Source organism: Sphingomonas sp. NFR15 (genome assembly GCF_900103265.1).
Taxonomy (GTDB): domain Bacteria; phylum Pseudomonadota; class Alphaproteobacteria; order Sphingomonadales; family Sphingomonadaceae; genus Sphingomonas; species Sphingomonas pollutisoli.
Genome location: NZ_FMWX01000002.1, coordinates 13,562 through 36,604, shown reverse-complemented (window position 1 = coordinate 36,604; position 23,043 = coordinate 13,562). Strand labels below are relative to the sequence as shown.

General features: G+C 67.8%; 22 protein-coding genes and 1 tRNA gene. 16 read left to right on the top strand and 7 right to left on the bottom strand.

All coding sequences use genetic code 11. The features are described from left to right. The first annotated feature begins 87 nt into the window (after positions 1-87). The 6 genes from BLS81_RS05630 to BLS81_RS05605 all read left to right on the top strand — a co-directional run bounded on the left by BLS81_RS05630 (position 88) and on the right by BLS81_RS05605 (position 3,273). Positions 88-408, top strand: a complete 321-nt coding sequence (locus BLS81_RS05630) for a hypothetical protein (RefSeq protein ID WP_093221945.1) — start codon at positions 88-90, stop codon at positions 406-408. A gap of 5 nt (positions 409-413) precedes the next feature. Further along, complete coding sequence (locus tag BLS81_RS05625) at positions 414-1,103, top strand: phosphatase PAP2 family protein (RefSeq protein ID WP_256326085.1); 690 nt, start codon at positions 414-416, stop codon at positions 1,101-1,103. A 224-nt stretch (positions 1,104-1,327) separates the two neighbouring features. Continuing rightward, positions 1,328-1,522 carry a type II toxin-antitoxin system VapB family antitoxin gene (locus BLS81_RS05620; RefSeq protein ID WP_093221942.1) on the top strand — a complete coding sequence of 65 codons (195 nt, stop codon included), beginning with the start codon at positions 1,328-1,330 and terminating at the stop codon, positions 1,520-1,522. Then, on the top strand, positions 1,519-1,920 hold the full coding sequence (locus BLS81_RS05615) for a type II toxin-antitoxin system VapC family toxin (RefSeq protein WP_093221940.1): 402 nt from the start codon (positions 1,519-1,521) through the stop codon (positions 1,918-1,920). Before BLS81_RS05620 ends, BLS81_RS05615 begins: the two co-directional genes overlap by 4 nt. Further along, positions 1,920-2,216, top strand: coding sequence for a HigA family addiction module antitoxin (locus BLS81_RS05610; RefSeq protein WP_093221938.1), 297 nt, complete (start codon positions 1,920-1,922; stop codon positions 2,214-2,216). Before BLS81_RS05615 ends, BLS81_RS05610 begins: the two co-directional genes overlap by 1 nt. Positions 2,217-2,229: 13 nt before the next feature. Continuing rightward, a complete protein-coding gene (locus BLS81_RS05605; protein ID WP_093221937.1) occupies positions 2,230-3,273 on the top strand; it encodes a restriction endonuclease in 1,044 nt (347 codons plus the stop codon). A 7-nt stretch (positions 3,274-3,280) separates the two neighbouring features. On the opposite strand, the gene BLS81_RS05600 is transcribed toward BLS81_RS05605, so the two are convergent. Then, on the bottom strand, positions 3,281-5,578 hold the full coding sequence (locus BLS81_RS05600; RefSeq protein WP_093221935.1) for an ATP-dependent helicase: 2,298 nt from the start codon (positions 5,576-5,578) through the stop codon (positions 3,281-3,283). Positions 5,579-5,807: 229 nt separating this feature from the next. Here BLS81_RS05600 and BLS81_RS05595 point away from each other — a divergent pair, with 229 nt between their 5' ends. After that, positions 5,808-7,454 (top strand): inorganic phosphate transporter, encoded by a 1,647-nt coding sequence (locus BLS81_RS05595; protein ID WP_093222912.1) that lies wholly within the window; start codon positions 5,808-5,810, stop codon positions 7,452-7,454. A gap of 122 nt (positions 7,455-7,576) precedes the next feature. Here the strand turns inward: BLS81_RS05595 and BLS81_RS05590 are convergent, their stop codons facing one another. Continuing rightward, positions 7,577-8,587, bottom strand: a complete 1,011-nt coding sequence (locus BLS81_RS05590) for an SPOR domain-containing protein (protein WP_093221933.1) — start codon at positions 8,585-8,587, stop codon at positions 7,577-7,579. A 176-nt stretch (positions 8,588-8,763) separates the two neighbouring features. On the opposite strand from BLS81_RS05590, the gene BLS81_RS05585 reads away from it, so the two are divergent. Together BLS81_RS05585 and BLS81_RS05580 are read left to right on the top strand one after the other, a co-directional pair. Continuing rightward, positions 8,764-9,513 carry a ParA family protein gene (locus BLS81_RS05585; protein ID WP_093221930.1) on the top strand — a complete coding sequence of 250 codons (750 nt, stop codon included), beginning with the start codon at positions 8,764-8,766 and terminating at the stop codon, positions 9,511-9,513. After that, positions 9,513-10,766: an SPOR domain-containing protein gene (locus BLS81_RS05580; RefSeq protein WP_093221927.1), complete on the top strand. Its 1,254-nt coding sequence runs from the start codon at positions 9,513-9,515 to the stop codon at positions 10,764-10,766. Before BLS81_RS05585 ends, BLS81_RS05580 begins: the two co-directional genes overlap by 1 nt. A 29-nt stretch (positions 10,767-10,795) precedes the next feature. On the opposite strand, the gene BLS81_RS05575 is transcribed toward BLS81_RS05580, so the two are convergent. The 4 genes from BLS81_RS05575 to purM all read right to left on the bottom strand — a co-directional run bounded on the left by BLS81_RS05575 (position 10,796) and on the right by purM (position 13,618). Next, on the bottom strand, positions 10,796-11,398 hold the full coding sequence (locus BLS81_RS05575) for a hypothetical protein (protein ID WP_093221925.1): 603 nt from the start codon (positions 11,396-11,398) through the stop codon (positions 10,796-10,798). Further along, on the bottom strand, positions 11,395-11,772 hold the full coding sequence (locus tag BLS81_RS05570) for an MmcQ/YjbR family DNA-binding protein (RefSeq protein WP_093221921.1): 378 nt from the start codon (positions 11,770-11,772) through the stop codon (positions 11,395-11,397). The genes BLS81_RS05575 and BLS81_RS05570 overlap by 4 nt, the downstream gene beginning before the upstream one ends. A 16-nt stretch (positions 11,773-11,788) precedes the next feature. Then, a complete protein-coding gene (gene purN, locus BLS81_RS05565) occupies positions 11,789-12,352 on the bottom strand; it encodes a phosphoribosylglycinamide formyltransferase (protein WP_093221919.1) in 564 nt (187 codons plus the stop codon). Between the two features lie 171 nt (positions 12,353-12,523). Next, entirely contained in the window at positions 12,524-13,618 is a 1,095-nt protein-coding gene (purM, locus tag BLS81_RS05560; protein ID WP_093221916.1) for a phosphoribosylformylglycinamidine cyclo-ligase, read from the bottom strand. 63 nt (positions 13,619-13,681) lie between these two features. Between purM and BLS81_RS05555 the strand changes: the two genes are divergently transcribed. From BLS81_RS05555 to BLS81_RS05540, 4 genes are read left to right on the top strand one after another with little or no spacing between them, the layout of a single operon-like run. Continuing rightward, positions 13,682-14,941, top strand: coding sequence for a hypothetical protein (locus BLS81_RS05555; protein ID WP_093221914.1), 1,260 nt, complete (start codon positions 13,682-13,684; stop codon positions 14,939-14,941). A gap of 56 nt (positions 14,942-14,997) precedes the next feature. Next, the gene (locus tag BLS81_RS05550; protein WP_371128254.1) at positions 14,998-15,570 is read left to right on the top strand and encodes an HdaA/DnaA family protein; all 573 of its coding nucleotides are present in this window, start codon (positions 14,998-15,000) and stop codon (positions 15,568-15,570) included. Then, entirely contained in the window at positions 15,570-17,744 is a 2,175-nt protein-coding gene (locus BLS81_RS05545) for an RNA degradosome polyphosphate kinase (protein WP_093221909.1), read from the top strand. Before BLS81_RS05550 ends, BLS81_RS05545 begins: the two co-directional genes overlap by 1 nt. Continuing rightward, on the top strand, positions 17,741-19,234 hold the full coding sequence (locus BLS81_RS05540) for a Ppx/GppA phosphatase family protein (protein ID WP_371128253.1): 1,494 nt from the start codon (positions 17,741-17,743) through the stop codon (positions 19,232-19,234). The genes BLS81_RS05545 and BLS81_RS05540 overlap by 4 nt, the downstream gene beginning before the upstream one ends. A 190-nt stretch (positions 19,235-19,424) precedes the next feature. Here BLS81_RS05540 and BLS81_RS05535 read toward each other — a convergent pair whose 3' ends face one another. Beyond that, positions 19,425-19,892, bottom strand: coding sequence for an Lrp/AsnC family transcriptional regulator (locus BLS81_RS05535; protein WP_069206059.1), 468 nt, complete (start codon positions 19,890-19,892; stop codon positions 19,425-19,427). A 192-nt stretch (positions 19,893-20,084) separates the two neighbouring features. On the opposite strand from BLS81_RS05535, the gene BLS81_RS05530 reads away from it, so the two are divergent. The 3 genes from BLS81_RS05530 (at position 20,085) to BLS81_RS05520 (ending at position 22,982) form a co-directional block, all read left to right on the top strand. After that, on the top strand, positions 20,085-21,842 hold the full coding sequence (locus tag BLS81_RS05530) for a sensor histidine kinase (RefSeq protein ID WP_371128250.1): 1,758 nt from the start codon (positions 20,085-20,087) through the stop codon (positions 21,840-21,842). A 3-nt stretch (positions 21,843-21,845) separates the two neighbouring features. After that, a complete protein-coding gene (locus tag BLS81_RS05525) occupies positions 21,846-22,856 on the top strand; it encodes a polysaccharide deacetylase family protein (protein WP_093221906.1) in 1,011 nt (336 codons plus the stop codon). A gap of 50 nt (positions 22,857-22,906) precedes the next feature. Continuing rightward, a tRNA-Ile gene (locus BLS81_RS05520) sits at positions 22,907-22,982 on the top strand. Positions 22,983-23,043 lie beyond the last annotated feature (61 nt).

Genomic DNA, 23,043 nt, shown 5'->3' with positions numbered 1-23,043 from the left:
GCACGCGCGCCGGCCGCATCCGCACTTGCTGTACCGTCACGCGCGCGGTAAGCGCGCCGCCACTCTCCCCGACCCGAAGACCATGCCGTGACAGACACCCCCGCAGGCGACGTTCCCACCGTGTTCGAAGGCATCGTGCGCCAGCGCTGCCTCGCCGCGACCTACAACCGTACCGAGGTGACGCTCGCGCCGCACATCATCTACACACGCCACGGCGACCTCTTCATCGACGGCGTGGTGCTGGAGCGCGACGGGCGGCCGCCCAAGGAACTCAAGCTCGGCACCTTCAAGCTCGCCGGCTTGACCGGGCTGCGGCTGACGCCGCGTGCCTTCAAGGCGAACCCCCTGTTCATCCCCAGCGACCCCAAATACGCCGATTCGACGCTGATGACGGTCGAACTGGGCTGACGCCGGTGAAGGCCGGCGTGCCGCTCGACGAAGCGCCGCGCGCGATCGCGTGGTTGTGGCCGCTGGTCGCGCTGCTGGCGGTATCGGCGCTGCTGCTCGGGCTCCACATCGCGGCCGAACTGATCGAAGGCGTGGGCTTCGGGTTCGACGCGCCGACGCTGCTCGCGCTGCGCGTGCCTGGGCACCTCGACGTGCCGATCGGGCCGGTGTGGCTGCGCCAGTCGGCGATCGACATTTCGGCACTCGGCGGGTTCACGCTGATGTGGCTGTTCGGTGGATCGGGCATCGCCGCCTTGTGCTTCCTGCGCCGACGCGCCGAGGCCGCGTGGATCGCCGCCTCGCTGATCGGCGCATCGCTGCTCTCCGCCGAGCTCAAGAGCGTGATCCACCGCCCGCGCCCCGACGTGGTGCCGCACCTCGTCTGGGTCGACAACGCCAGCTTCCCGAGCGGCCACGCGATGATCTCCGCCGCGACCTATCTGACGATTGCGCTGATGCTGGCGGGCGTCGAGGCGCGGCGCGCCGCCCGCGTCGCGATCGTGAGCTTCTTCAGCCTTCTCGTCGTCCTGATCGGGTGCAGCCGCGTGTACCTCGGCGTGCATTGGCCGAGCGACGTGCTCGGCGGCTGGTGCTTCGGCACGGTCTGGGCGCTGCTGGTGTTCGCCGCGAACCGGTGGTTGCGGCGGCTGCGCTAGGGAAACGTGGCTAAGGTTGTCCACTGTGCGCACGGTTGGCGGAGTGCGATTTTTGGGGGCTGAGCGCGCGGCGGGGCTGTTGGCGCGAGGCGGTCTGGTGGCGGCGATCGGGGGCAGGCGGACGGGCATGCTGCAAGTCTGGCATGGGTCGGGTGGTGTAGGACAGCGGGATTGCGCGGCGTGCTTCAAGTGGTTATGTGTATCTTTGTTCGAAGGATACACATATGCGGACCAATATCGTGATCGATGACGACCTCATCGCGGAAGCGATGGCGGCGAGCGGTGCGCGCACCAAGCGCGAGGCGGTGGAGCTCGGCCTGCGCACCTTGCTTCAGGTGCGGCGACAGGCGGGCATCCGCGCGTTTCGGGGTAAGCTCGGTTGGACGGGTGATCTCGACGAGATGCGCATCGACGGATGATCCTGGTCGATTCCAGCGTCTGGATCGACTATTTTCGTGGGGTCGCCACGCCGGAAAGTGACCGGCTCGACGATCTGCTCGGGCACGCGCCGATCATGGTCGGCGACGTGATCCTGGCGGAGGTTCTGCAAGGCTTCAACACCGAGCGCGATTTCGAGCAAGCGCTGGCGCTGATGAACACGCTGCAATCCATCGACATCGTCGGGCGCGATGTGGCGCTGGCGGCGGCTCGACACTATCGTACCTTGCGTGGGATCGGCGTCACGGTCCGCAAGACCATCGACACGCTGATCGCGACTCGGTGTATCGAGGACGGAATCGCGCTGCTGTATAGTGATCGCGATTTCGATCCTTTCGTCACGCATCTCGGGATGCGGTCGGCGATGAAGGAGGGGTGATGGCGATCAAGCTACATTCGAGCTTCGCGGTGCATCCGGGCGGCTGGCTACGCGCGGAGGTGATCGATCCGCATGGTTTGTCGATCACCGACGCGGCGGCGAAGCTGCATGTGACGCGGCAGGCAATGAGCAACCTGCTCGGCGGGCGCGCCGGGCTGTCGGCGGAAATGGCGATCCGCTTCGAAAAGGCGTTCGGGCTGAGCGCCGATACGCTGATGCGGATGCAGGCCGCGCACGACCTCGTCGAGGTGTGGGCGCGGGCCGGGGAGATCGTGGTGGAGCGGGTGGCGGCTTAGGTTTTTTCGTAAGGTGGAGATCGAATTGCTGGATTTTACCGAGTTATCAACAGATGGATCAAAGTTTGAACAACTTATCCGCGAACTTCTTTTAAAAGCGGGCTTACGGCCGAGTTGGACGGGAGTTGGTGCTGATAGTGGGAGGGATTTGATAGCAGAGGAGGAAATCATTGGTCCACTCACCAGGGCGCGCGCGTTATGGTTGGTTGATTGCAAGCACTACGCGCGATCCGGAAAATCGGTCGGCGTGGGTGATGTAGTTGATATATTCGATCGATGCGCTCGAATTAGCGCTTCCGGATTTTTGCTTGTTACGTCGACGCAGCCTTCTGCGGAATTGATGAGAAAGCTCGATGAAATAAAAAAATCAGAAAGATTGTCAGTAACTGTATGGGACGCGGTAGATATTGAGAAACGTCTTCTCACTCACGAAAACTATTATTTAGCACAACAATTTTTCTCGTCGCCCGGAACACAAGACTGGAAAATATTTTATACAGAACGTGAGCAAAGATGGACTGCGCATTACAGGGGAAATTTTTTATACGTTGAAAGCAGGTCTGGTATTGATCCGCCAAGTCTGCCGTTTCTCCAAAGGATCATACATGAACTTTCCCGGGTCAAAGTCTCTGTTGGTGAGTGTCTTCGGGTTCGGGCAATTTGGCATGATACTCCAAATGGTTGTTTTTATAACTGCTGGGCAGATTATCTAGTGCCAGCAAACACGGTACCATCTTTAAATAAATTTGAAGTCGAGCGAGCCTTACGTGATAACATAGATGGCCAGGTCATTAACTGGGAAATGAATTTACAGCTAACTCTTCCATCATCCGACTATCACGATGAGGACGATCATCAGTACTATTCTCGATTTAAAGAACCGTTGTATCACGCGGTTTACAAAGTAAATGCATCAACCGCGTCGGAGGAGAATCCGCATTGGTGGCGTGTTAATCCGCCAATTATCCGTAATTTCAATGATGCGTTGATGTGGGGAAAAGTTAAATCTATCCACGGATACCACGATGGGATGGTGACGTCGCCACCGTATCGCTAAATTTTGATCACCCTACCGTAACAAACGTATCCATCACCCGCTTCCTTCCAGCCTCGTCGAAGTCGATTTCGAGCTTATTCCCCTCGATCAACGCGATCGCGCCGTAGCCGAATTTCTGGTGGAACACGCGCATGCCCACCTCCAGATCCGAACGCCCCTTGTTCCCCAAACTCACCGCGCTCGCCCGCGCCTCCACAACCCGGGTGGGTTCGCGGGAGAACGTGCGGCTGGTGAAGCTGCCGCCGTCCTTCACCCCGGCCGCGCGTTGCCAGCCCGGGCCGCGCCCCGTGCCGCGCGCCACATCCGCGAACGGGTCGGCGCGTTCCGACCAGTTGGCGCGCCACAGGCTTTCGCCGCCGCTCATGCTGTTTTCGCTCTCGATGTGGGCCGAGGGCAGCTCGCCGACGAAGCGGCTCGGGATGCTGCTGGTCCACTGGCCGTAGATGCGGCGGTTGGCGGCGTGGAGGATGATCGCGCGGCGGCGGGCGCGGGTGATCGCGACATAGGCGAGGCGGCGTTCTTCCTCCAGCGAGGCGTTGCCGCCTTCGTCGATCGCGCGTTGCGAGGGGAACAGGCCTTCTTCCCAGCCGACCAGGAAGACGGTGTCATATTCGAGGCCCTTGGCGGCGTGGATCGTCATGATCGTCACCTTGGCTTCGTCGGCCTGCGACTCATTGTCCATGACGAGGCTGACGTGTTCGAGGAACGCGCCGAGGCTCTCATATTCCTCCATCGCGCGGACGAGTTCGGTGAGGTTTTCCAGCCGCCCCGCCGCCTCGACCGACTTCTCGGCCTGGAGCGCGCCGGTATAGCCGCTTTCGTCGAGGATCTGGCGGGCGAGTTCGGCATGGGGGAGTTCGTTCGCCATGCGCCGCCAGCGGGCGAGATCGATCACGAAATTGCCGAGCGATTTGCGCGCGGCGCCGGTCAGTTCGTCGGTGTCGAGGATTCGCGCCGCCGCGACGCTCAGCGGGATATTCTCGGCGCGCGCCAGCAAATGGAGCTTCTGCACCGCCTTGTCGCCCAGGCCCCGCTTGGGGACGTTGACGATGCGTTCGAAGGCGAGATCGTCGGCGCTCTGGTGGACGACGCGCAGATAGGCGAGCGCGTCGCGGATTTCGGCGCGCTCGTAGAAGCGGAAGCCGCCGATGATGCGATAGTTCATGCCGATCGCGATGAAGCGGTCTTCGAACTCGCGCGTCTGGTGCTGCGCGCGCACGAGGATGGCGATCTTGTCGAGCGACTGGCCGTTCCGTTGCGCCGCCTCGATCTCCTCGCCGACGCGGCGCGCTTCCTCGGGGCCGTCCCACACGCCGAGCACCTTGACCTTGTCGCCCTGGGCCTCCTCGGTCCACAAGGTTTTGCCGAGCCGGCCGCTATTGTTGGCGATCACACCGCTCGCGGCGGCGAGGATGTGCGGGGTCGAGCGGTAATTCTGTTCGAGCCGGATCACCTTGGCGCCGGGGAAATCCTTTTCGAACTTGAGGATGTTCTCGACCTGCGCGCCGCGCCACGAATAGATCGATTGATCGTCGTCGCCGACGCAGCAGATGTTCTTGCGCTCCTGCGCGAGCAGGCGCAGCCACAGATATTGGACGCTGTTAGTGTCCTGATATTCGTCGACCATGATATATTTGAAGCGGCGCTGATAATCGGCGAGCACCTCGCGCTCGCGTTTGAGGATGGTCAGCATGTGGAGCAGCAGGTCGCCGAAATCGCAGGCGTTGAGCGCGGCGAGCCGCTCCTGATAGCGCTGGTAGAGCTCGCCGCCGCGCCCGTTGGCATAGCGCTCGCTCTCGCCCGCGTCGATCTCGCGCGGGGTGAGGCCCTTGTTCTTCCACTCGTCTATCAGCCCGGCGAGGCTGCGCGCGGGGAAGCGCTTCTCGTCGATGTCGGCGGCGAGGATCAGTTGCTTGAGCAGCCGGAGCTGGTCGTCGGTATCGAGGATGGTGAAGTTCGACTGTAGCCCGACCAGCTCGGCATGGCGGCGCAGCATCTTCGCGCCGATCGCGTGGAAGGTGCCGAGCCACGGCATCCCCTCGACGAGATCGCCGACCAGCCGGCCGACGCGCTCGCGCATCTCGCGCGCGGCCTTGTTGGTGAAGGTGACGCTGAGGATCTCGCTCGGATAGGCCCGCCGGGTCGCGAGCAGATGGCCGAGCCGCGCGGTGAGCGCGGCGGTCTTGCCGGTGCCCGCGCCGGCGAGCACCAGCACCGGTCCCTCGGTGGTGAGCACGGCATCGCGCTGCGGCGCGTTGAGACCTTTGAGATAGGCGGGTTCGGCGGTGGACGCTGGGATACTCATCGGCGAACAGGTAGGGAACGGCGGCGCCGAGGGCAATCGTTGATCGTGGCGCCTCGGCGCGGGCGATGCGACGAAACGCGGCCGAGACCGCCCGCACCGGTTGCCGCCGGGGCAAATCGAGATTAAGGGGCGCCGCAACATCGGCGCGATCGACGCGCTGGTTTCGACAGAGCTTCGTGAAGAACGCTTCTGTCATCATATGGTAACAGAAGCGGGCCACGCCGACTTTATGGATATATCCACTACAGCGTCACTCGATCCGAGTGAACGTTCCGTCGGCGCGCCGCATCTCGACCGGCCCTTGCACCCGGCGGGGCGCTGGATATTCCTCGCGATTATTGTCGGCGCGGTGGGTTATGCGGGTGCGAGCATCCTGTTCGACACAGCGCAGGCGGGCGAGGGGCTGGCGACCGCGACCTTCGCGTTTCTCGCGCTCGCCCTGCTGATCGCGCTGGGGTTCGAGTTCGTCAACGGCTTCCATGATACCGCTAACGCCGTCGCGACGGTGATCTACACCCACTCGCTGCCCGCCCCGGTGGCGGTGGTGTGGTCGGGGTTCTGGAACTTCCTCGGCGTGATGCTGTCGAGCGGCGCGGTCGCCTATGCGATCGTGACGCTGCTGCCGGTCGATCTGATCCTGCACGTCGGATCGAGCGCGGGCTTCGCGATGATCTTCGCGCTGCTGTTGGCGGCGGTGATCTGGAACCTGGCGACCTGGTATGTCGGGCTGCCCAATTCATCGAGCCACGCGCTGATCGGTTCGGTGCTCGGCGTCGGCTTCGCCAATCAGATCGTGTCGCATGGCGGCAACGGCACCTCGGGCGTCGATTGGAGCCAGGCGCAGAAGGTGCTGTCGGCTTTGCTGTTCAGCCCGCTGATCGGCTTTATCGGATCGCTGGTGCTGCTGCTGGTGATGAAGCAGGTGCTGCGCAATCCCAAGCTCTATGCCGCGCCCAAGACCGATTCGCCGCCGCCCAAGGGCATCCGCGCGACGCTGATCGCGACCTGTACCGCGGTCTCCTTCTTCCACGGCAGCAATGACGGGCAGAAGGGCATGGGGCTCATCATGCTCATCCTGATCGGCTGCGCGCCGACTGCTTATGCGCTCAACCGCACGATGCCGGCGAGCGAGATGCCCGGCTTCGTCGCCTCCGCCAATGCCGCCGCCACCGCGTTTCGCGCGCATGGCGGCACCATCGGCACCGATGTCGATGCGGCGCGCGCGGTGCTGACGCACGCGCTGGAGGCCAAGACGGCTACCGGCGCCGCGACCTATGGCGCGATCGACACGCTCTCGCACGATGTCAGCGCGCGCATCTCGGGCTATGGTTCGCTCGACAAGGTGCCCGCCGCCGCCACGCCCAATCTGCGCAACGACATGTATCTGCTGCAGGGCGTCGCGCAGTTCGTCACCAAGGACAAGGGTTCCGAGAAGATCTTCTCGACGGACGAACTGAAGGCGATCGGCGCGTATCAGAAGCATCTCGAGAAGGGCACGCGCTTCATTCCGCTGTGGGTGAAGGTGATCGTCGCGATCGCGCTCGGGCTTGGCACGATGGTCGGGTGGAAGCGGATCGTCGTCACCGTCGGCGAGAAGATCGGCAAGACGCACCTGACCTATGGCATGGGCGCCTCGGCCGAGATCGTCGCGGCGTTCACGATCATGACCGCCGATCTGTTCGCGGCGCCGGTTTCGACCACGCACATCCTGTCGAGCGGCGTCGCCGGCGCTTCGGTGGCGAGCGGGAGCGGACTCCAGGCGCGCACCATCCTCAACATGGTGCTGGCCTGGGTGATGACGCTGCCGGCGGCGATGCTGCTGTCGGGCGGGCTGTACTGGCTGCTGCTCGGCCTGGTGCGCGCCTCGGCGGGCTGAGCCGCTAAGCGCGCGCTGCGGGCAGCGTTTTCAGACTTTGACCTCTTCGTGCCGGGCGTGTCGAAGCGCGCGTCCTTCGACTTCGCCCGGCACGACCGGGTAGGTGTTGGAATTTACGCCGCTTACGGCGCGACGGGAACGCAGCTCGTCCGCGCGGCGCCGCACGCGCGGGTGGCGGCCGCGCCGGAGGCGAGCGGGCCTGCCTGGAGGCGGGTCACCGCGCCACTCTTGACGTAATAGGGTTGCAGGCCGGGGAGGCGGCCTTGCACCGATTGCCACAGGCCACGCGCGTTGCCCTCGTCCCGGAACGCGCCGAGCTGGATGCGCCAGCGGCCGTTGCCGGCCAACGTCGGCGCGGGTTGCGGGCGCGGCGGCGGCGTGGGGCGCCCGCGCGGCGCATCGGGTACGGCAGCATGCGGCGGAGCCTTGGGTCCGTCCTGGCGTGGCGTGACCGCGAGCGGCGCGGGGCGGGCTCCGGGATCATAGGCGGAGGGTGGCAGATCGGTGCCGCGGATCGCGGTCTGCGTACCGGCGCCGGCGATCTCCGGCGGAAGCTGCGGGCGCTTCTCGTCCGCCTCATACTGGCGCGACAGCACCATGCCCTTCTGGCGATCCTCGGGCGAGAGATATTGGTCCATCTGCGCCTGCACCTGCGGCGCGCGCGGCTGGCCCTGCGCGGCCGAGCGCAGGATGAAGGCATAGGCGCGGGGCCAATCCTTGCTGACGTTGTCGCCGTTGAACAGCATCGTGCCGAACACGAGCTGCGCGCGCGGCTCGCCGCGCGTCGCCGAACGTTCGAGCCAGCGGACCGCATCGGTGCGCTTGCCTTCATCGAACAGGATCAGCCCGTAATTGTCCTCGGCCTGAAGATGCCCCTGCATCGCCGCCTTGCGATACCAGCTTTCCGCGATCGGCAGATCGACGGGGACGCCGCGGCCGAGCTTGTACGCCTGGCCGAGATTGAACTGCGCGTCGGGATCACCCTTGATCGCGGCGGGGCGCCATTCGTCGATCGCCTTGCGATAATCGCCGCGGCTCCATGCATCGACCCCGGCCTTGACATCGGCGCGCGCCGGCATGGCGAGCGCCATGCCACCCGTCGCAAGGGCGGCGACCAAAATCAGTGTCTTCATTCGCGGACCCGCATTTCATGCCCCAAACCACTTCCGGTTAGGCCGACATAGACAGGATTGGCAAAGATTTCGTTAGGCACCGCGTGCCGAAAAGGTGCGGATCGCGGGCCGTTAACCCGTTCTTGACCAATATTGGGGCAGTGGCGGCCTTCTACTGGCGGGGGTTCACGGGGCACATGCGCGTCGTCGCAATGGCATCACAGAAGGGCGGATCGGGCAAGACCACGCTGTCCGGGCATCTCGCCGTCCAGGCCGAGCGCGCCGGGGCGGGGCCGGTGGTGCTGATCGACCTCGATCCGCAAGCCTCACTGGCGGATTGGTGGAACGACCGCGCCGCCCCCTATCCCGCGCTCGCGCGGAGCACGATGGCGCGGCTGGCCGCCGATCTGGAGGGGCTGCGCCGGCAAGGCTTCCGGCTGGCGGTGATCGACGCGCCATCCGCCACGAGCGCGGCGACGCAAAGCGTGGTAGAGCTCGCCGAGCTGATCGTCATCCCGACGCGACCCAGCCCGCACGATCTGCGCGCGGTCGGTGCGACCGCGGATTTGTGCGCGCGCGCGGGCAAGCCGTTGCTGTTCGTCGTCAACGGCGCGGCACCCGATGCGCGCATCACCGGCGAGACGATGCTGGCGCTTTCGCGGCATGGGACGGTGTCGCCGGTCGTCATCCATCACCGCGCCGATTTCGCGACCGCGATGATCGACGGAGGCACCGTGACCGAACACGACGCCGACGGCCGATCCGCCGCCGAGATCGAGGCCTTGTGGCGCTTCGTTTCGGACCGGCTGGAAACCAATTTCCGCCGCACCGTGTTCGCGCCACCGTCGCCGACCGGCGCGGCCGCGCAGCGCCCGGTAAGCGGCGTGTTCGGCCGTCGCGGGGCGCGCCTGCCGCCGTGTGCCGGGCGCTCGAATGGAGAAATATGATGAAGACGCGTGCGATCGTTTCCCTGGGCGCTTCGGTGCTGCTGCTCGGCGGCGCTCTGGCGGTGGGCGTGCAGGGTGTCGCGGTGGCGGGCAGCCATTCGCAGAGTGGCGACGCGCGCAAGGCGGCGGCGGAAGCCGCCAAGGCGCGCGCGCTATTGGCGCGCGGCAAGGGTGCCGATGCCGTCAAACATGCCGAGCGTGCCGCCCTGGCCGCGCCGGATTCGGCCGAGTTCCGCATGCTGCTCGGCCAATCCTATCTGAAGGCGGGGCGGTTCGGCTCGGCGCGCGACGCCTTCGGCGACACGCTCACGCTCGACGCCGGCAATGGCAAGGCCGCGCTCAATCTCGCGCTGGCGCAGATCGCGACCGGTGATTGGGCGGCGGCGCGTGGGACGCTCTCGGCGCATGCCGACTCGATCCCGGTCAGCGACCGCGGCCTCGCGATCGCGCTGGCGGGTGATCCGGCGGCGGCGGTCGATCTGCTCGCCAGCGCGGCGCGGGCTGATACGGCGGGCACCAAGACGCGCCAGAACCTCGCGCTGAGCCTCGCGCTCGCCGGGCGCTGGACCGAGGCGCGGGCGGTGGCGGGGCTCGATCTCTCCCCCGCCGATGCCGACAAGCGCATCGTCGCATGGGGCGCGTTCGCGCGGCCCAAGACGGCCTCGGACCAGGTCGCGGCGCTGCTCGGCGTGACGGCGGTGGCGGACAAGGGGCGCCCGGCCGCGCTCGCGCTCAAGGCCGCGGCACCGGTCGACGTGGCGCGCGCCGAGCCCGCTGCGGCCGCGGTGGCGGCGGCACCCGACGCGGCGCCGTCGCTCGACACCGGCGTGCCGACGGTGCGGTTCGCCGCGCGGCAGGAGGTCGTCCAGCCGCTCGCGGCCAAGCCTGAGGCGGCGCTCGCGTCCAAGACGCCCGTCAGGGCGGCGCCGGTCGAGGATGCGCCGCGCGCGTTCGCGAGCGGGAAATTCTACGTCCAACTCGGTGCGTTCGATACCGTGGCGGTCGCGCGCGACGCGTGGCAGCGCGCCGCGCGGCGCTTTCCGACCTTCTCGGGGCAGAGGCCGCAGGGCGTGACCGTCAAGACCGGGACGGGGAGCTTCTATCGGCTTTCGCTCGGCGGCTATGCGCGCGGCGATGCGGTGAATCTGTGCGCGTCATATCGCGCCGCCGGCGGGCGGTGCTTCGTGCGCCCCGGCGCGGGCGATCAGCTTGCGACCTGGGTGAAGCCGGGGGCGGAACTGGCGTCGCGGTAAGCCGATCCTCGCCGCGAGCGGCGAGGCGTTCAGCGCGGCCGCTCTGCCTTCCAGAGCGAATCGAGGCGAGCGACCGAGGCGGTGCGTTCGCGCAGCATCAGCCCCTTGAGCCTGAGCTTGTGGCCCCAGATCAGCCCGCCCTCGGTCTGCCAGACGATATCGTAGATCGCGGTATCGGTGCGTTGCTGGTCGCCATCCCAGTAGCTCGCGGCGATCAACACCGGCAGCCGGCCTTCGCGCTTGTCGGGGCCGTCCTTGGTCGCCTCCAGCAGCGGCTTGGCGACCCAGTCGGCGTCGATATGCGGGCTGAGGATGCTGTTCTGCGCGGGAACGCCGAGCGCCTTGGGGAAGCGGATGTCGACGCTCTGCACGTCATGCTCGGCATCCTTGAGGGCGAGGGTTGCACCGCCGTGCTCGGGCGTCGCGGTGAGGCGGACGAGCGCGCGGGCATGCGCCTCGGTGATCTTCTCGACGTGTTTTTCCTGCTCGTCGCTGCGCCGCTCGGACCAGCTCAGCCACGCCGTCGTGCCCGAGATGACCAGGCCGGCCACCGCGACGATCTCCGCCAGCGTGACCCAGCGTTTGCGGATCGCGCGCGATTCGGCGCGTTCGGAGGCGTTGGGTTCGCTCATCGGCCGCCCGCCTCCAGCAGCCGCTCGGGCGCGGCGAGTTCCCAGCTCGCCGCGATCCGGTCACCGACCCGGTCCCAGTCGAGATCGGCGCCGTCGAGCCGCATCGCCACCCAGCCGAAGGGGGCGAGATAGGGCGGGGCGTAATAGAAGGCCGGGCCGCTTTCGATCAGCATCTGTTGCTCGTCATGGCCGGTGGTGCGGACGATCGCGACCGTTTCGCCGTCATTGTGGTGGTTGTGCCAGAAATAGGCGAAGAACTTGCCGCCCGCGATGAGGAAGCCGGGCGCGCCGTGCGATATCTTTTCCTCCGCTTCCGGCAAGGCGAGGCAATAGGCGCGGACGCGGGCGAGGGCGGCTTCGGGATCGGGGCTCATGGGCGACTCACCTTGGCTACGAAGTCTGGGCGACGAACTCTGCCAGAACGCGCGGATACAGGCGATGCTCCGCGACCAGCACGCGCGCGGCGAGCGTTTCGGCGGTGTCGCCCGGCTCGATCGGCACTTCGGTCTGGCCGAGCACGGCGCCGCCATCGAGCTCCTCGGTGACGACGTGGACCGAGCAGCCGCCGTGGCTGTCGCCCGCCGCGATCGCGCGGGCGTGGGTGTCGAGCCCCTTGTACTTGGGCAGGAGCGAGGGGTGGATGTTGATGATGCGGCCGCGCCAGCGCGCGACGAAATCGTCCGAGAGCAGCCGCATATAGCCGGCAAGCGCGATCGTGCCGACGCCGGCCTCGCGCAACGCGGCGTCGAGCGCGGCCTCGAACGCGGGTTTGCCGATGCCCTTGGGCGAGAGCGCCCAAGTGGGCAGGCCCCGCGCCTTCGCCCAGGCGAGCCCGGCGGCATCGGGTTTGTCGGAGGCGACCAGCGCGACCTGGTAGGCGTCGCCCGCGGCGGCGACGATGCTCATCATGTTCGAGCCGCGCCCGGAGATGAGGATGGCGACGCGATGTTTCATTGCGGAGATTCCGGGCAAAAGTTGCGCGGACCGGAGCTTTGTGTTCCCACGGAGGCGGGAACCCAGCGGCAAGGGGAACGCCGATGCGTAGCGCGCGCGACTCTGGGCTCCGGCCTGCGCGGGAGCATCGCGAGGGCTCTCGCCAAGGGTCGACCCGCGCCGATGATGCGGTCAGGCATGCAGGTGCGTCGCCGACCAGGCATCGCGGCCGCCCCAGGTCTCGATGCGCCCGTTGACGGTGCAGCCGCGCTCGCCCGCGACGATCTCGCCGATGCGCAGCACGGTTTCGCCCGCGCCTGCGAGCATCGCCGTCACGTCGTCGGCGTCGTTGGCGGCGACCACCACCGCCATGCCGATCCCGCAGTTGAAGGTGCGCGCCATCTCGCCCGGCTCGATGCCGCCCTGCGCCTGGAGGAACGCCATCAGCCGCGGTTGCTCCCAGGCGTCGGCGTGGATCATCGCGTGGGTGCCTTCGGGCAGCACGCGCGGGATGTTTTCGAGCAAGCCGCCGCCGGTGATGTGCGCGAGGCCCTTGATGCGGCCGACGCGCAGCGCCGGCAGCAGGCTCTTCACATAAATGCGGGTCGGCGCCATCAGCGCGTCGATCAGCAGCGTGTCGATATCGAAGGGGGCGGGGCGGTCGAGCTTCCAGCCCTTGTCGGCGGCGAGCCGGCGAACCAGCGAGAAGCCGTTCGAGTGGACACCGCTCGAGGCGAGGCCGAGCACGACATCGCCCGCCGCGATATGCTTGCCGGTCAGCACGCGGTCGCGCTCGACCGCGCCGACGCAGAAGCCGGCGAGATCATAGTCGCCGGGCGCGTACATGCCCGGCATCTCGGCGGTCTCGCCGCCGATCAGCGCGCAGCCGGCTTGCAGACAGCCTTGCGCGATCGAGGCGACGACCCGCTCGGCGACGCCGGGCTCCAATTTTCCGGTCGCGTAATAATCGAGGAAGAACAAGGGCTCGGCGCCCTGGACGATGAGATCGTTGGCGCACATCGCGACGAGATCGATCCCGACACCATCATGGTGACCGGAGTCGATCGCGAGCTTGAGCTTAGTGCCGACGCCGTCGTTCGCGGCAACGAGCAGCGGATCGGTGAAGCCCGCCGCCTTCAGATCGAAGAAGCCGCCGAAGCCGCCGAGATCGGCGTCTGCGCCCGCGCGGCGCGTCGCCTTGGCCAGCGGGGCGATCGCGCGGACGAGCGCATTTCCGGCCGCGATCGAGACGCCGGCCTGCGCATAGGTGTAGGGTTTGTCGCTCATACTGCGTCGCCTAGCCATATCCCGCTTGGATTTCCACGCCTGCTTCGCCAAAAGGGCGCCGACATGCCGCCGCGCCTTTCCCGCCCGTTCCAGTTTCTCGTCGCATCGGCGCTCGTCGCCAGCGGTGGCTTGCTGCTTGCCCAGGATGCCGCGCCGCCGGCGCCGACCTCGCCATCAGGGGCGATCGGCGACGGATCGGGCAGCTATGAGGTCAGCGGAATCCGCGTCGACGTGAGCGCGGGCAATGCCGACGCCGCGCGCTACGCCGGCTGGCGGCTCGCGCAGCGCAAGGGCTGGCAGATGCTCGCCCAGCGGCTCGGCGCGAGCGTGGGCGGCGTTTCCGACGGAGCGCTCGATTCGATGGTGTCGGGCATCATCGTCGAGAACGAGCAGATCGGCCCCAACCGTTATATCGCGCGCCTCGGCGTGCTGTTCAGCCGCGCCCGGGCGGGCGCGCTGCTCGGCGTCGCCGATCAGGAACAGCGCTCGACATCGATGCTGACGATTCCGATCGCCTATTCGGGCGGAGCGGGAATCGCGTTCGAGCAGGACAATCCGTGGGTGCAGGCGTGGGGGCGCTTCCGCACCAGCACCAGTTTGATCGATTATGTGCGGCCGAGCGGCACCGGCAATGATTCGCTGCTGCTCAACCTCGGCCAGACGACGCGGCCGGGGCGCGCGTGGTGGCGCACCGTGCTCGACCAATATGGATCGAACGACATCCTCGTGCCGATCGTGCGGCTGTCCCGGCAATGGCCGGGCGGCCCGATCATCGGCGCGTTCGAGGCGCGGCATGGGCCGGACAACAAGATCGTTACGCGCTTCACGCTGCGCGTCGGCAATGCCGATGCGCTGCCGTTGCTGCTCGACGAAGGCGTGAAGCGGATCGACGCGGCGTATCAGGCGGAGTTGCGCGGCGGTGCACTCCAGCCCGATTCCAGTCTCGCCTATGTGCCGCCGGTCGCGCCGACACCGACGCCCACCCCCACGCCGAGCGAAACCCCGACCGACGCGGTCTCGCCGAGCGGCGCGATCGCGCTTTCGCCGGGAGATACCGCGACGGTGGCGATCACCGTGCAGGTCGATACGCCTGGTGCCGCCGCCGTCACAGCGACCGAGGCGGCGCTCCGTGGCCTGGCCGGCGTGCGCAGCGCCGTCACCACCAGCCTCGCGCTGGGTGGCGTGTCGGTGATGCGCGTCACCTATGACGCCGATCCGGCGCTGTTCCGCGCGCAACTGGAGGCGCGGGGCTGGGTGGTGAACGGCACCGGCACCACGATTCGCATCCGGCGCGCGCAGACGACGGAGGGCAATCCGGGGTGAGCGCGCAACTCGCTTTGCCCCTGGAGTGGCCGGCGGACCCGCGTGACGATGAGTTTCTGGTGACCCAATCGAACGAACGCGCCGTCCAGCAGCTCGAACATTGGAGCACCTGGCCGGTCGCGGCGGTGGTGGTGACCGGCCCGCGCAAATCCGGGCGCAGCCTGCTCGCGCGGATCTTCGCCGCCAAGGCGGGCGGGCAGTTGATCGACGATGCCGAGCAGCAGAGGGAAGCCGACATCTTCCACGCGTGGAACCGCGCGCAGGAAACCCGCAAGCCGGTGGTGATCGTCGCCTATGCGCCCCCGCCCGAATGGGCGATCCGGTTGCCCGATCTGCGCTCGCGGCTGGTCGCCAGCCCGACGCTGCGGCTCGGCGACCCCGACGAGGCGCTGATGCGCGCGCTGTTCGAGCGGCAATTCTACCGGCGCGGCCTCGACGCGCGGGCTGACCTGATCGAATGGCTGGTACGGCGGATCGAGCGCACGCATGTCGCGTTGCTGCGCGCGGTCGACGTGCTCGACGAGGCGGTGCTGGGCAGCCGCAAGCGGCTGTCGATCACGCTTGCGCGCGCGACCTTGGCCGAGGCAGGGCTGATCGACGGCACCCAAAGCGAATCGGCAGGCTCCTGATGACTCGACCCGCGCATATCGTCCGCATCGACAATGACGAAGATCCGTTCGCCGCGACCGAGGGCAGCGACCGCTATTTCAACCGCGAGCTGTCGTGGATAGCGTTCAACCGCCGCGTGCTGGAGGAGGCGCGCAACCAGGCGCACCCGCTGCTCGAGCGGCTGCGCTTCCTGTCGATCTCGGGATCGAACCTCGACGAATTCTTCATGGTGCGCGTTGCCGGGCTGAAGGGCCAGCAATTGCAGGATGTCGAGCGGCGCTCGCCCGACGGACTGAACAGCAGCCAGCAGCTCGCCGCGATCGTCGGCGAGGCGGACGAGCTGATCGAACAGCAGCGCACCGTGTGGCGTGAACTGCGCGGGCTGCTCGCCGGGACCGGGATCGTCGTGCTGAGTTCGCGCACGATAGACGAATCGGTCACGCCCGACGAACTGCGCTGGCTGGAGACGCAGTTCCGCGAGCAGATCTTCCCGATCCTGACGCCGCAGGCGCTCGACCCCGCGCACCCGTTCCCGTTCATGCCCAACAAGGGGCTGGCGGTGATGTTCGACATGGTCCGCGAATCGGACGAGCAGCCGATCCGCGAACTGGTGATGCTGCCGGCGCCGATGCCGCGCTTCCTGCGCATACCGGGCGAGACGGTGCGCTACGTCGCGGTGGAATCGCTGGTGAAGCGGTTCGCGCCGCTGATCTTCCCCGGCTACCGCGTGCTTGGCGGCGCCGAGTTCCGCGTGCTGCGCGACAGCGATATCGAGATCGAGGAAGAGGCCGAGGATCTCGTCCGCTACTTCGCCAACGCGATCAAGCGGCGGCGGCGCGGGCGCGTGATCCGGCTGGAGCTGGAAAGCGGCATGCCCGAGGAACTGGGCGCGGTGCTGCGCGACGAGCTCGGGTCCGACGCGTTCGTGACCGAAAGCGGGGCGTTCCTCGGCGTCGGCGATCTCGAGGCGCTGGTCGACGAGGATCGGCCGGACCTGAAATTCACGCCGTTTTCGCCGCGGTTCCCCGAGCGAATCCGTGAATTCGGCGGCGATTGCTTCGCGGCGATCCGGGCGAAGGATATCGTCGTCCACCACCCGTATGAGACGTTCGACGTGGTGCTCGCGTTTCTCAAACAGGCGGCGGCGGACCCGGACGTGGTCGCGATCAAGCAGACCTTGTACCGCGCGGGCAAGCAGTCCGCCGTCATCAACGCGCTGATCGCGGCGGCGGAAGCGGGCAAATCGGTGACCGCGGTGGTCGAGCTGAAGGCGCGCTTCGACGAGGAGCAGAACCTCCTGTGGGCGACCGCGCTGGAGCGCGCGGGCGTGCAGGTCGTCTACGGCTTCATCGACTGGAAGACGCACGCCAAGGTCTCGATGGTGGTGCGTCGCGAGGCCGGCCAGTATCGCACCTATTGCCACTTCGGCACCGGCAATTACCATCCGATCACCGCGCGCATCTATACCGACCTCAGCTTCTTCACCGCCGATCCGGTGATCGGGCGCGATGCCGCGCAGATGTTCAACTATGTCACCGGTTATATCGAGCCGACCGGCATGACCAAGGTGAGCCTGTCGCCACGCGACCTGCGCCCGCGATTGATGGGGCTGATCGATTCGGAGATCGCCAACGCGCTGGCCGGCAAGCCCGCGGCGATCTGGGCGAAGATGAATTCGGTGGTCGATCCCGCCGTGATCGAGAAACTGTACGAGGCGAGCAACGCCGGGGTCGAGATCGACCTGATCGTGCGCGGCGTCTGCTGCCTGCGGCCCGGCGTGCCGGGCATGTCCGAGAACATCCGCGTCAAATCGGTGATCGGCCGGTTCCTCGAACACAGCCGGATCTGGTGCTTCGGCAACGGCAAGGCGCTGCCCAACGACGGCGCCAAGATCTTCATCTCCTCGGCCGACTGGATGCAGCGCAATTTCGACCGGCGCGTCGAATATATGCTGCCGATCGAGAATCCGACCGTCCATGACCAGATTCTCGATCAGGTGATGGTCGCCAATCTGATCGACAACGAGCAGAGCTGGGAATTGCAGCCCGATGGCAGCTACGTCCGCGACGATCCGGGCGACCGGCCGTTCAACCTGCACCGCTATTTCATGACCAACCCGTCGCTGTCCGGGCGCGGCGCCGCATTGGCCGCGAGCGATGCCGTGCCCAAGCTGTCGCTGCGGCGCACGCGCTGAGCGTGGTTTTGTTCGGCAAGGGCACGGACGGTGCGGGCGAACCGCGCACCGCGATCATCGACATCGGCTCGAACTCGATCCGGCTGGTCGTCTATCAGGGGCCAGCGCGGCTGCCGGCGATCCTGTTCAACGAGAAGGTGATGGCGGGGCTGGGGCGTGGCCTCGCTGAGACGGGCGCGATCAACCGGGACTCGCTGCGGATGGCGGAGGACGCGCTGCACCGCTTCGCCGCGGTCGCGCGCGAGATGGAGGTCGACCGGCTGCGCACCGTCGCGACCGCCGCCGTGCGCGACGCCAGCAACGGGGGCAAGCTGCTCGCGATCGCCGAGGCGGCGGGTCTCGAGGTCGAGCTCTTGTCGGGCGAAGAGGAGGCGATCGGCGCGGGCTATGGCGTGCTCTCGGCGATTCCCGAAGCGAACGGCATCGTCGGCGATCTCGGCGGGGGCAGCCTGGAACTGATCCGGGTCGCGGGGGGCGGCGTGCAGGACCGGGTTTCCTTCCCGCTCGGCGTGCTACGCGTGGCGGCGATCCGCGCCAAGGGGCCGGGCGCGCTCCAGCGGCGGGTGGCGCGGCTGATCGCGGACGCCGGCTGGAGCGGGCGCGGCGAGGGGCTGCCGCTGTATCTGGTCGGCGGATCGTGGCGGTCGCTGGCGCGGCTCGACATGCATCTTCGCGAATATCCGCTGCCGGTGATCCACCAATATGCGATGCCACGCGGCGCGATCACGCGGATGAGCCGCACGATCGCGCAGGTCAACAAGAGCTGGCTGCGCGCGGTGCCGGGGCTGCAATCCGGGCGCGCGGGGACGCTGAGCGATGCGACCGCGGTGCTGGCGGTGCTGCTCAAGCAGCTCAAGTGCGAGCGCACGATCGTCTCGGCTTACGGCCTGCGCGAAGGGTTGCTCTATCAGGCGCTCGATCCGGCGACGCGCGCGCTCGATCCGCTGATCGTGGCGGCGCGCGACGAGGGGCGGTTGCACGGCCGCTTCGCCGAACATGGCGATCTGCTTGACGGCTGGATCGCGCCGCTGTTCGCGCAGGATGCGCCGGCGATGGCGCGGTTGCGGCTGGCGGCCTGTCTCCTCGCCGACGTCGGCTGGCGCGCCAACCCCGATTTCCGCGCCGAACGCGGGGTCGAGATCGCGCTGCATGGCAATTGGGTGGGGATCGACGGACGCGGGCGCGCGCTGGTGGCGCAGGCGCTGTTCACGAGCCTTGGCGGCGGGACTGATGCGCCCGCGCCCGTGGCGGCGCTGGCGCCGCCGGCGGATCTCAAGCGCGCGGTCGGCTGGGGGCTGGCGATGCGGCTCGGCCAGCGGCTGAGCGGTGGGCTGGAGGGACCGTTACGCCGCACCCGGCTTAGCGACGAGGGCGGCGCGGTGGTGCTGAGCGCGCCAAGCACGGACCGCGCGCTCTATAGCGAGGCGGTGGAGCGACGGCATACCGCGCTGGCGGCGACGTTGGGGCGGACGGCGATCTTCACGGCGTAGGGCGATTGCTCCGGGCGCTGTGACTCTACCGCACTTGGGACAATCGGCTTCCCCCTCGGTTCGTCCCGAGCGAAGTCAAGGGACCACCGAAGCGCACGTGTCTCGACTGCGTTCTACACGAACGATTGGCTTACAGGCGTCCTCGCCTTCGCTCAGCGCGAACGGGCTTCCGCGTTCAGCAATCGAAAGGTCACCCCACCCGTACCGGTATTCCGGGCAGCGCCTTGGCGGTGCGGATCGTGAGCGAGGTCTTGACGCTGGCCACGTTGGGGGCGGGGGTGAGATGGGTCATCAGGATTTCCTGGAAGCCCTTGAGATCGCTGGCGACGATCTTGAGGATGAAGTCGATCTCGCCGTTGAGCATGTGGCATTCGCGCACTTCGGGGATGGTCGCGACATGCGCCTCGAACGCGGCGAGATCCTGCTCGGCCTGGCTGCGCAGCGAAACCATCGCGAACACGGTGATCGGATAGCCGAGCGTTGCGGCATCGAGATCGGCGTGGTAGCCGCGGATCGCACCGGCTTCCTCCAGCGCGCGCACGCGACGCAGGCAGGGCGGCGCGGTGAGGCCGACGCGTTCGGCGAGTTCGACATTGGTCATGCGTCCGTCGCGCTGTAGCAATTCGAGAATCCGCCGGTCGATCTGGTCGAACGCCATTACGAGCCGCTCCGCTTAAACATAGCTTTTCCAATGCCTGAAGGTGCTTTATCATAAGATAATTACCAGAGAACGCAATTGTCCCACATTGCGACGGGGTAAAATCAGCTATTCCAGTGCGCGCAGGCGCACGTTAAGGTTTCATGACGGCGCGCGGACCCGCGCAAGCCGAGATCAAAGGATGTTTGCCGCTTGCGGTTCGACGACAGTCTCGAAACGGTGCTTTCGGCCGACATGTCGACGCCGTTCGGCGCGCAATCGGCATGGCGGCAGCTCGTCGATCTGATCGGGCGGGGCCGCGCCGGGGCCGGGCCGGAGACGATGGCGCGGCTGCGCGCGCTGCGCGACGCGGTGCCCGTGACGGTGCGTGCCGCCAGCGCGCGGGCGCTCGCCGCCGCCGAACCGCCGGCCGCACTGGTGCGCCTGTTCGTCGAGGACGACGCCGCTGTCGCCGCGCCGGTGCTGCGCGCGGCGCGGCTTGACGAGCATGAGTGGATCGCGCTGCTGCCGGGCTTGTCCTCGGTCGCGCGCTCGGTGCTGCGTCATCGCCGCGATCTGCCCGTCGGCGTGACGCGCGCGCTCGAAGCGTTCGGCAGCGTCGACTTCGTGCTCGACGCCTCGCCCGAGGCGCTCGCGACGGTCGAGACGCCGCGCAAGCCGGTGCTGGTCGCGCGCGCGCCCGACCCCGAGGCGGTGGCCGAGCCTGAGCCGGCGCGCGAAACCTCGTTCGCGTCGATCGCCAGCATCGCGCACGGCCTGCCGGTCGTCGCCGAGGCGCTGCGCCAGCACAATGCGCCGCCCGCGCCCACCGCCGACGGCACCTTCGAGATCGCCGATCTGGTCGCGCGGCTCGACGCCTTCCACCGCGAGCGCGATGAGAATGGCGCGCCGGCCCAGGCCGAAATGTTCGATCTGCCGACGATCGACGCGCGCGCCTTCCAGTTCGAGACCGACGCGAGCGGCACGATCCGCTGGGTCGAGGGCGTCTCGCGCGCGCCGCTGATCGGGCTGTCGCTCGACCAGATCGGCGAGGGCGCGGCGATCGACGGGGTCGCATCGGGCGCGTTCCGGCGGCGGTCGGGATTCGCCAACGCGCGGCTCGTGGTCGCAGGCACGTCGGACGCGGCTGGTCAATGGCGGATCAGCGCGATGCCGGTGTTCGACCGGGCGAGCGGGCGTTTCACCGGCTATCGCGGCTCGGCGCGGCGGCCGCGCGTGGAGGAAAGCGCCGAACTGTCGCGGGACCGTGGCCGCGCCGGGCCGGACGCGCTGCGCCAGCTCGTCCACGAACTGCGCACGCCCGCGAACGCGATCGCCGGTTTCGCCGAGATGATCGAATCCGAGATGCTCGGGCCGGTGCCGCCGGTCTATCGCGGGCGCGCCGGTGCGATCCGCGATCAGGTGCATGCGCTGCTCGGCGCGATCGACGATATCGACATGGCCGCGCGGATCGACACGCGCGCGCTCGATCTGCGGCAGGATGCGGTGCCGCTCGCGCCGCTGCTGGCGCGGATCGTCGGCGATCTCGCGCCGCTCGCCGATCTGCGCTCGGCGACGATCGATTGCCGCGCCGCGCCCGACCTCGTCATCGCCGGGGACGACCGCGCGGTCGAGCGGCTGATCGGACGGCTGTTCGCCACGCTGCTCGCCTCGGCGCAGGCGGGCGAGCGGATCGGCGTAACCGCACGGATCGAGGATGCGCAGGCGGTGATCGTGTTCGATCGCCCCCGCGCGCTCGTGGCCTATCCGGCCGACGGGCTGTTGCGGATCGACGCCGAGACCGAAGCCGAACAGGCGGGCGCGCCGTTGCTCGGCACCGGCTTCGCGCTGCGGCTGGCGCGCAATCTGGCGGGCGAACTCGGTGGATCGCTGACGCTTGGCGACGCGGTCTTGACTTTGCGGTTGCCCGCCGTCGTAAGCGCCGGAATGGAACAGGCTTTTTCCAGCTAGATCGTGGCGCGCGCGCACCCGCCCGGATTCCGGCCGGAACCGCCGACCCCCGCCGATCTGGTCGCGTGGCCGGACGGTTTCGGCACGCGCTTCACCGTGTTCGTCGATACCGAGGAGGGGTTCGACTGGACCGCGCCGCTCGCGCGCGCCGGCCATTCGCTGGAAGCGGTGACGGCGCTGCCCGAGGCGCACCGCCGCTTCGCCGATCAGGGCGTGCCGCTCACCTATATGGTCGATCATCCGATCGCGACCGATGCGCGGGCGGGGGACATCCTGCGGGGCCTGCTGGCGGACGGCGTCTCGGCGGTGGGCACGCAATTGCACGCCTGGGTCAACCCGCCGTTCGACGAGGCGTTGACCCCGGCGAACAGCTATGCCGGCAATCTGCGCGAGGCGACCGAGGCGGCGAAGCTCGATACGCTGAGCGCCGCGATCGAAGCCGCGTTCGGGCGGCGGCCGGTGGCGTATCGCGCCGGGCGCTATGGCATCGGCCCGGCGACGCTGCGGCTGCTCGCGGCGCGCGGCTACCGGCTCGATAGCTCGATGCGCGCGCGGTATCGCTATGACGCCGACGGCGGCCCGGATTTCGGCGCGATCGGCAATGCCGCGTTCCGCTCCGGGCCGGACAAGGCGATCGTTGAATTGCCGCTGACGACGGTGTTCACGGGCCGGCTGCGGCGGGGCGGCGCGCGGCTGTACGACGCGCTCGGCCGGGTACCCAAAGCGCGCGGACTGGCGGCGCGGCTGGGCCTTCTCGCTCGCGTCGCGCTCACGCCCGAGGACATGCCGCTCGCCGACGCGCTGGAGGCGATCGCGGTAGCAGTGGGCGAGGGCGTGCGCGTGCTCAACTTCGCGTTCCACTCGCCCTCGCTCGCGCCCGGCCACACGCCTTATGTGCGCGACGCCGCCGATCTCGCGCGCTTTCATCGCTGGTGGCGGGCGGTGCTCTCCGATCTCGACCGGCGTGGCATCCGCGCCGCGTCGCTCGACACGCTGATCGCGGCCGCCGGCTGAGCCACGCCTTGCCACCGCGCGCCCCTATCCGCTAACGGGGGCGAGCGGTGGGGCCTGTAGCTCAATGGTTAGAGCTGGCCGCTCATAACGGCTAGGTTGCGGGTTCGAGTCCTGCCGGGCCCACCATTTCTCCCGATCGTGGCGTCCGTGAGATATAGGAAAAGCTTGTTTTCGCGGGCTTTTCTAT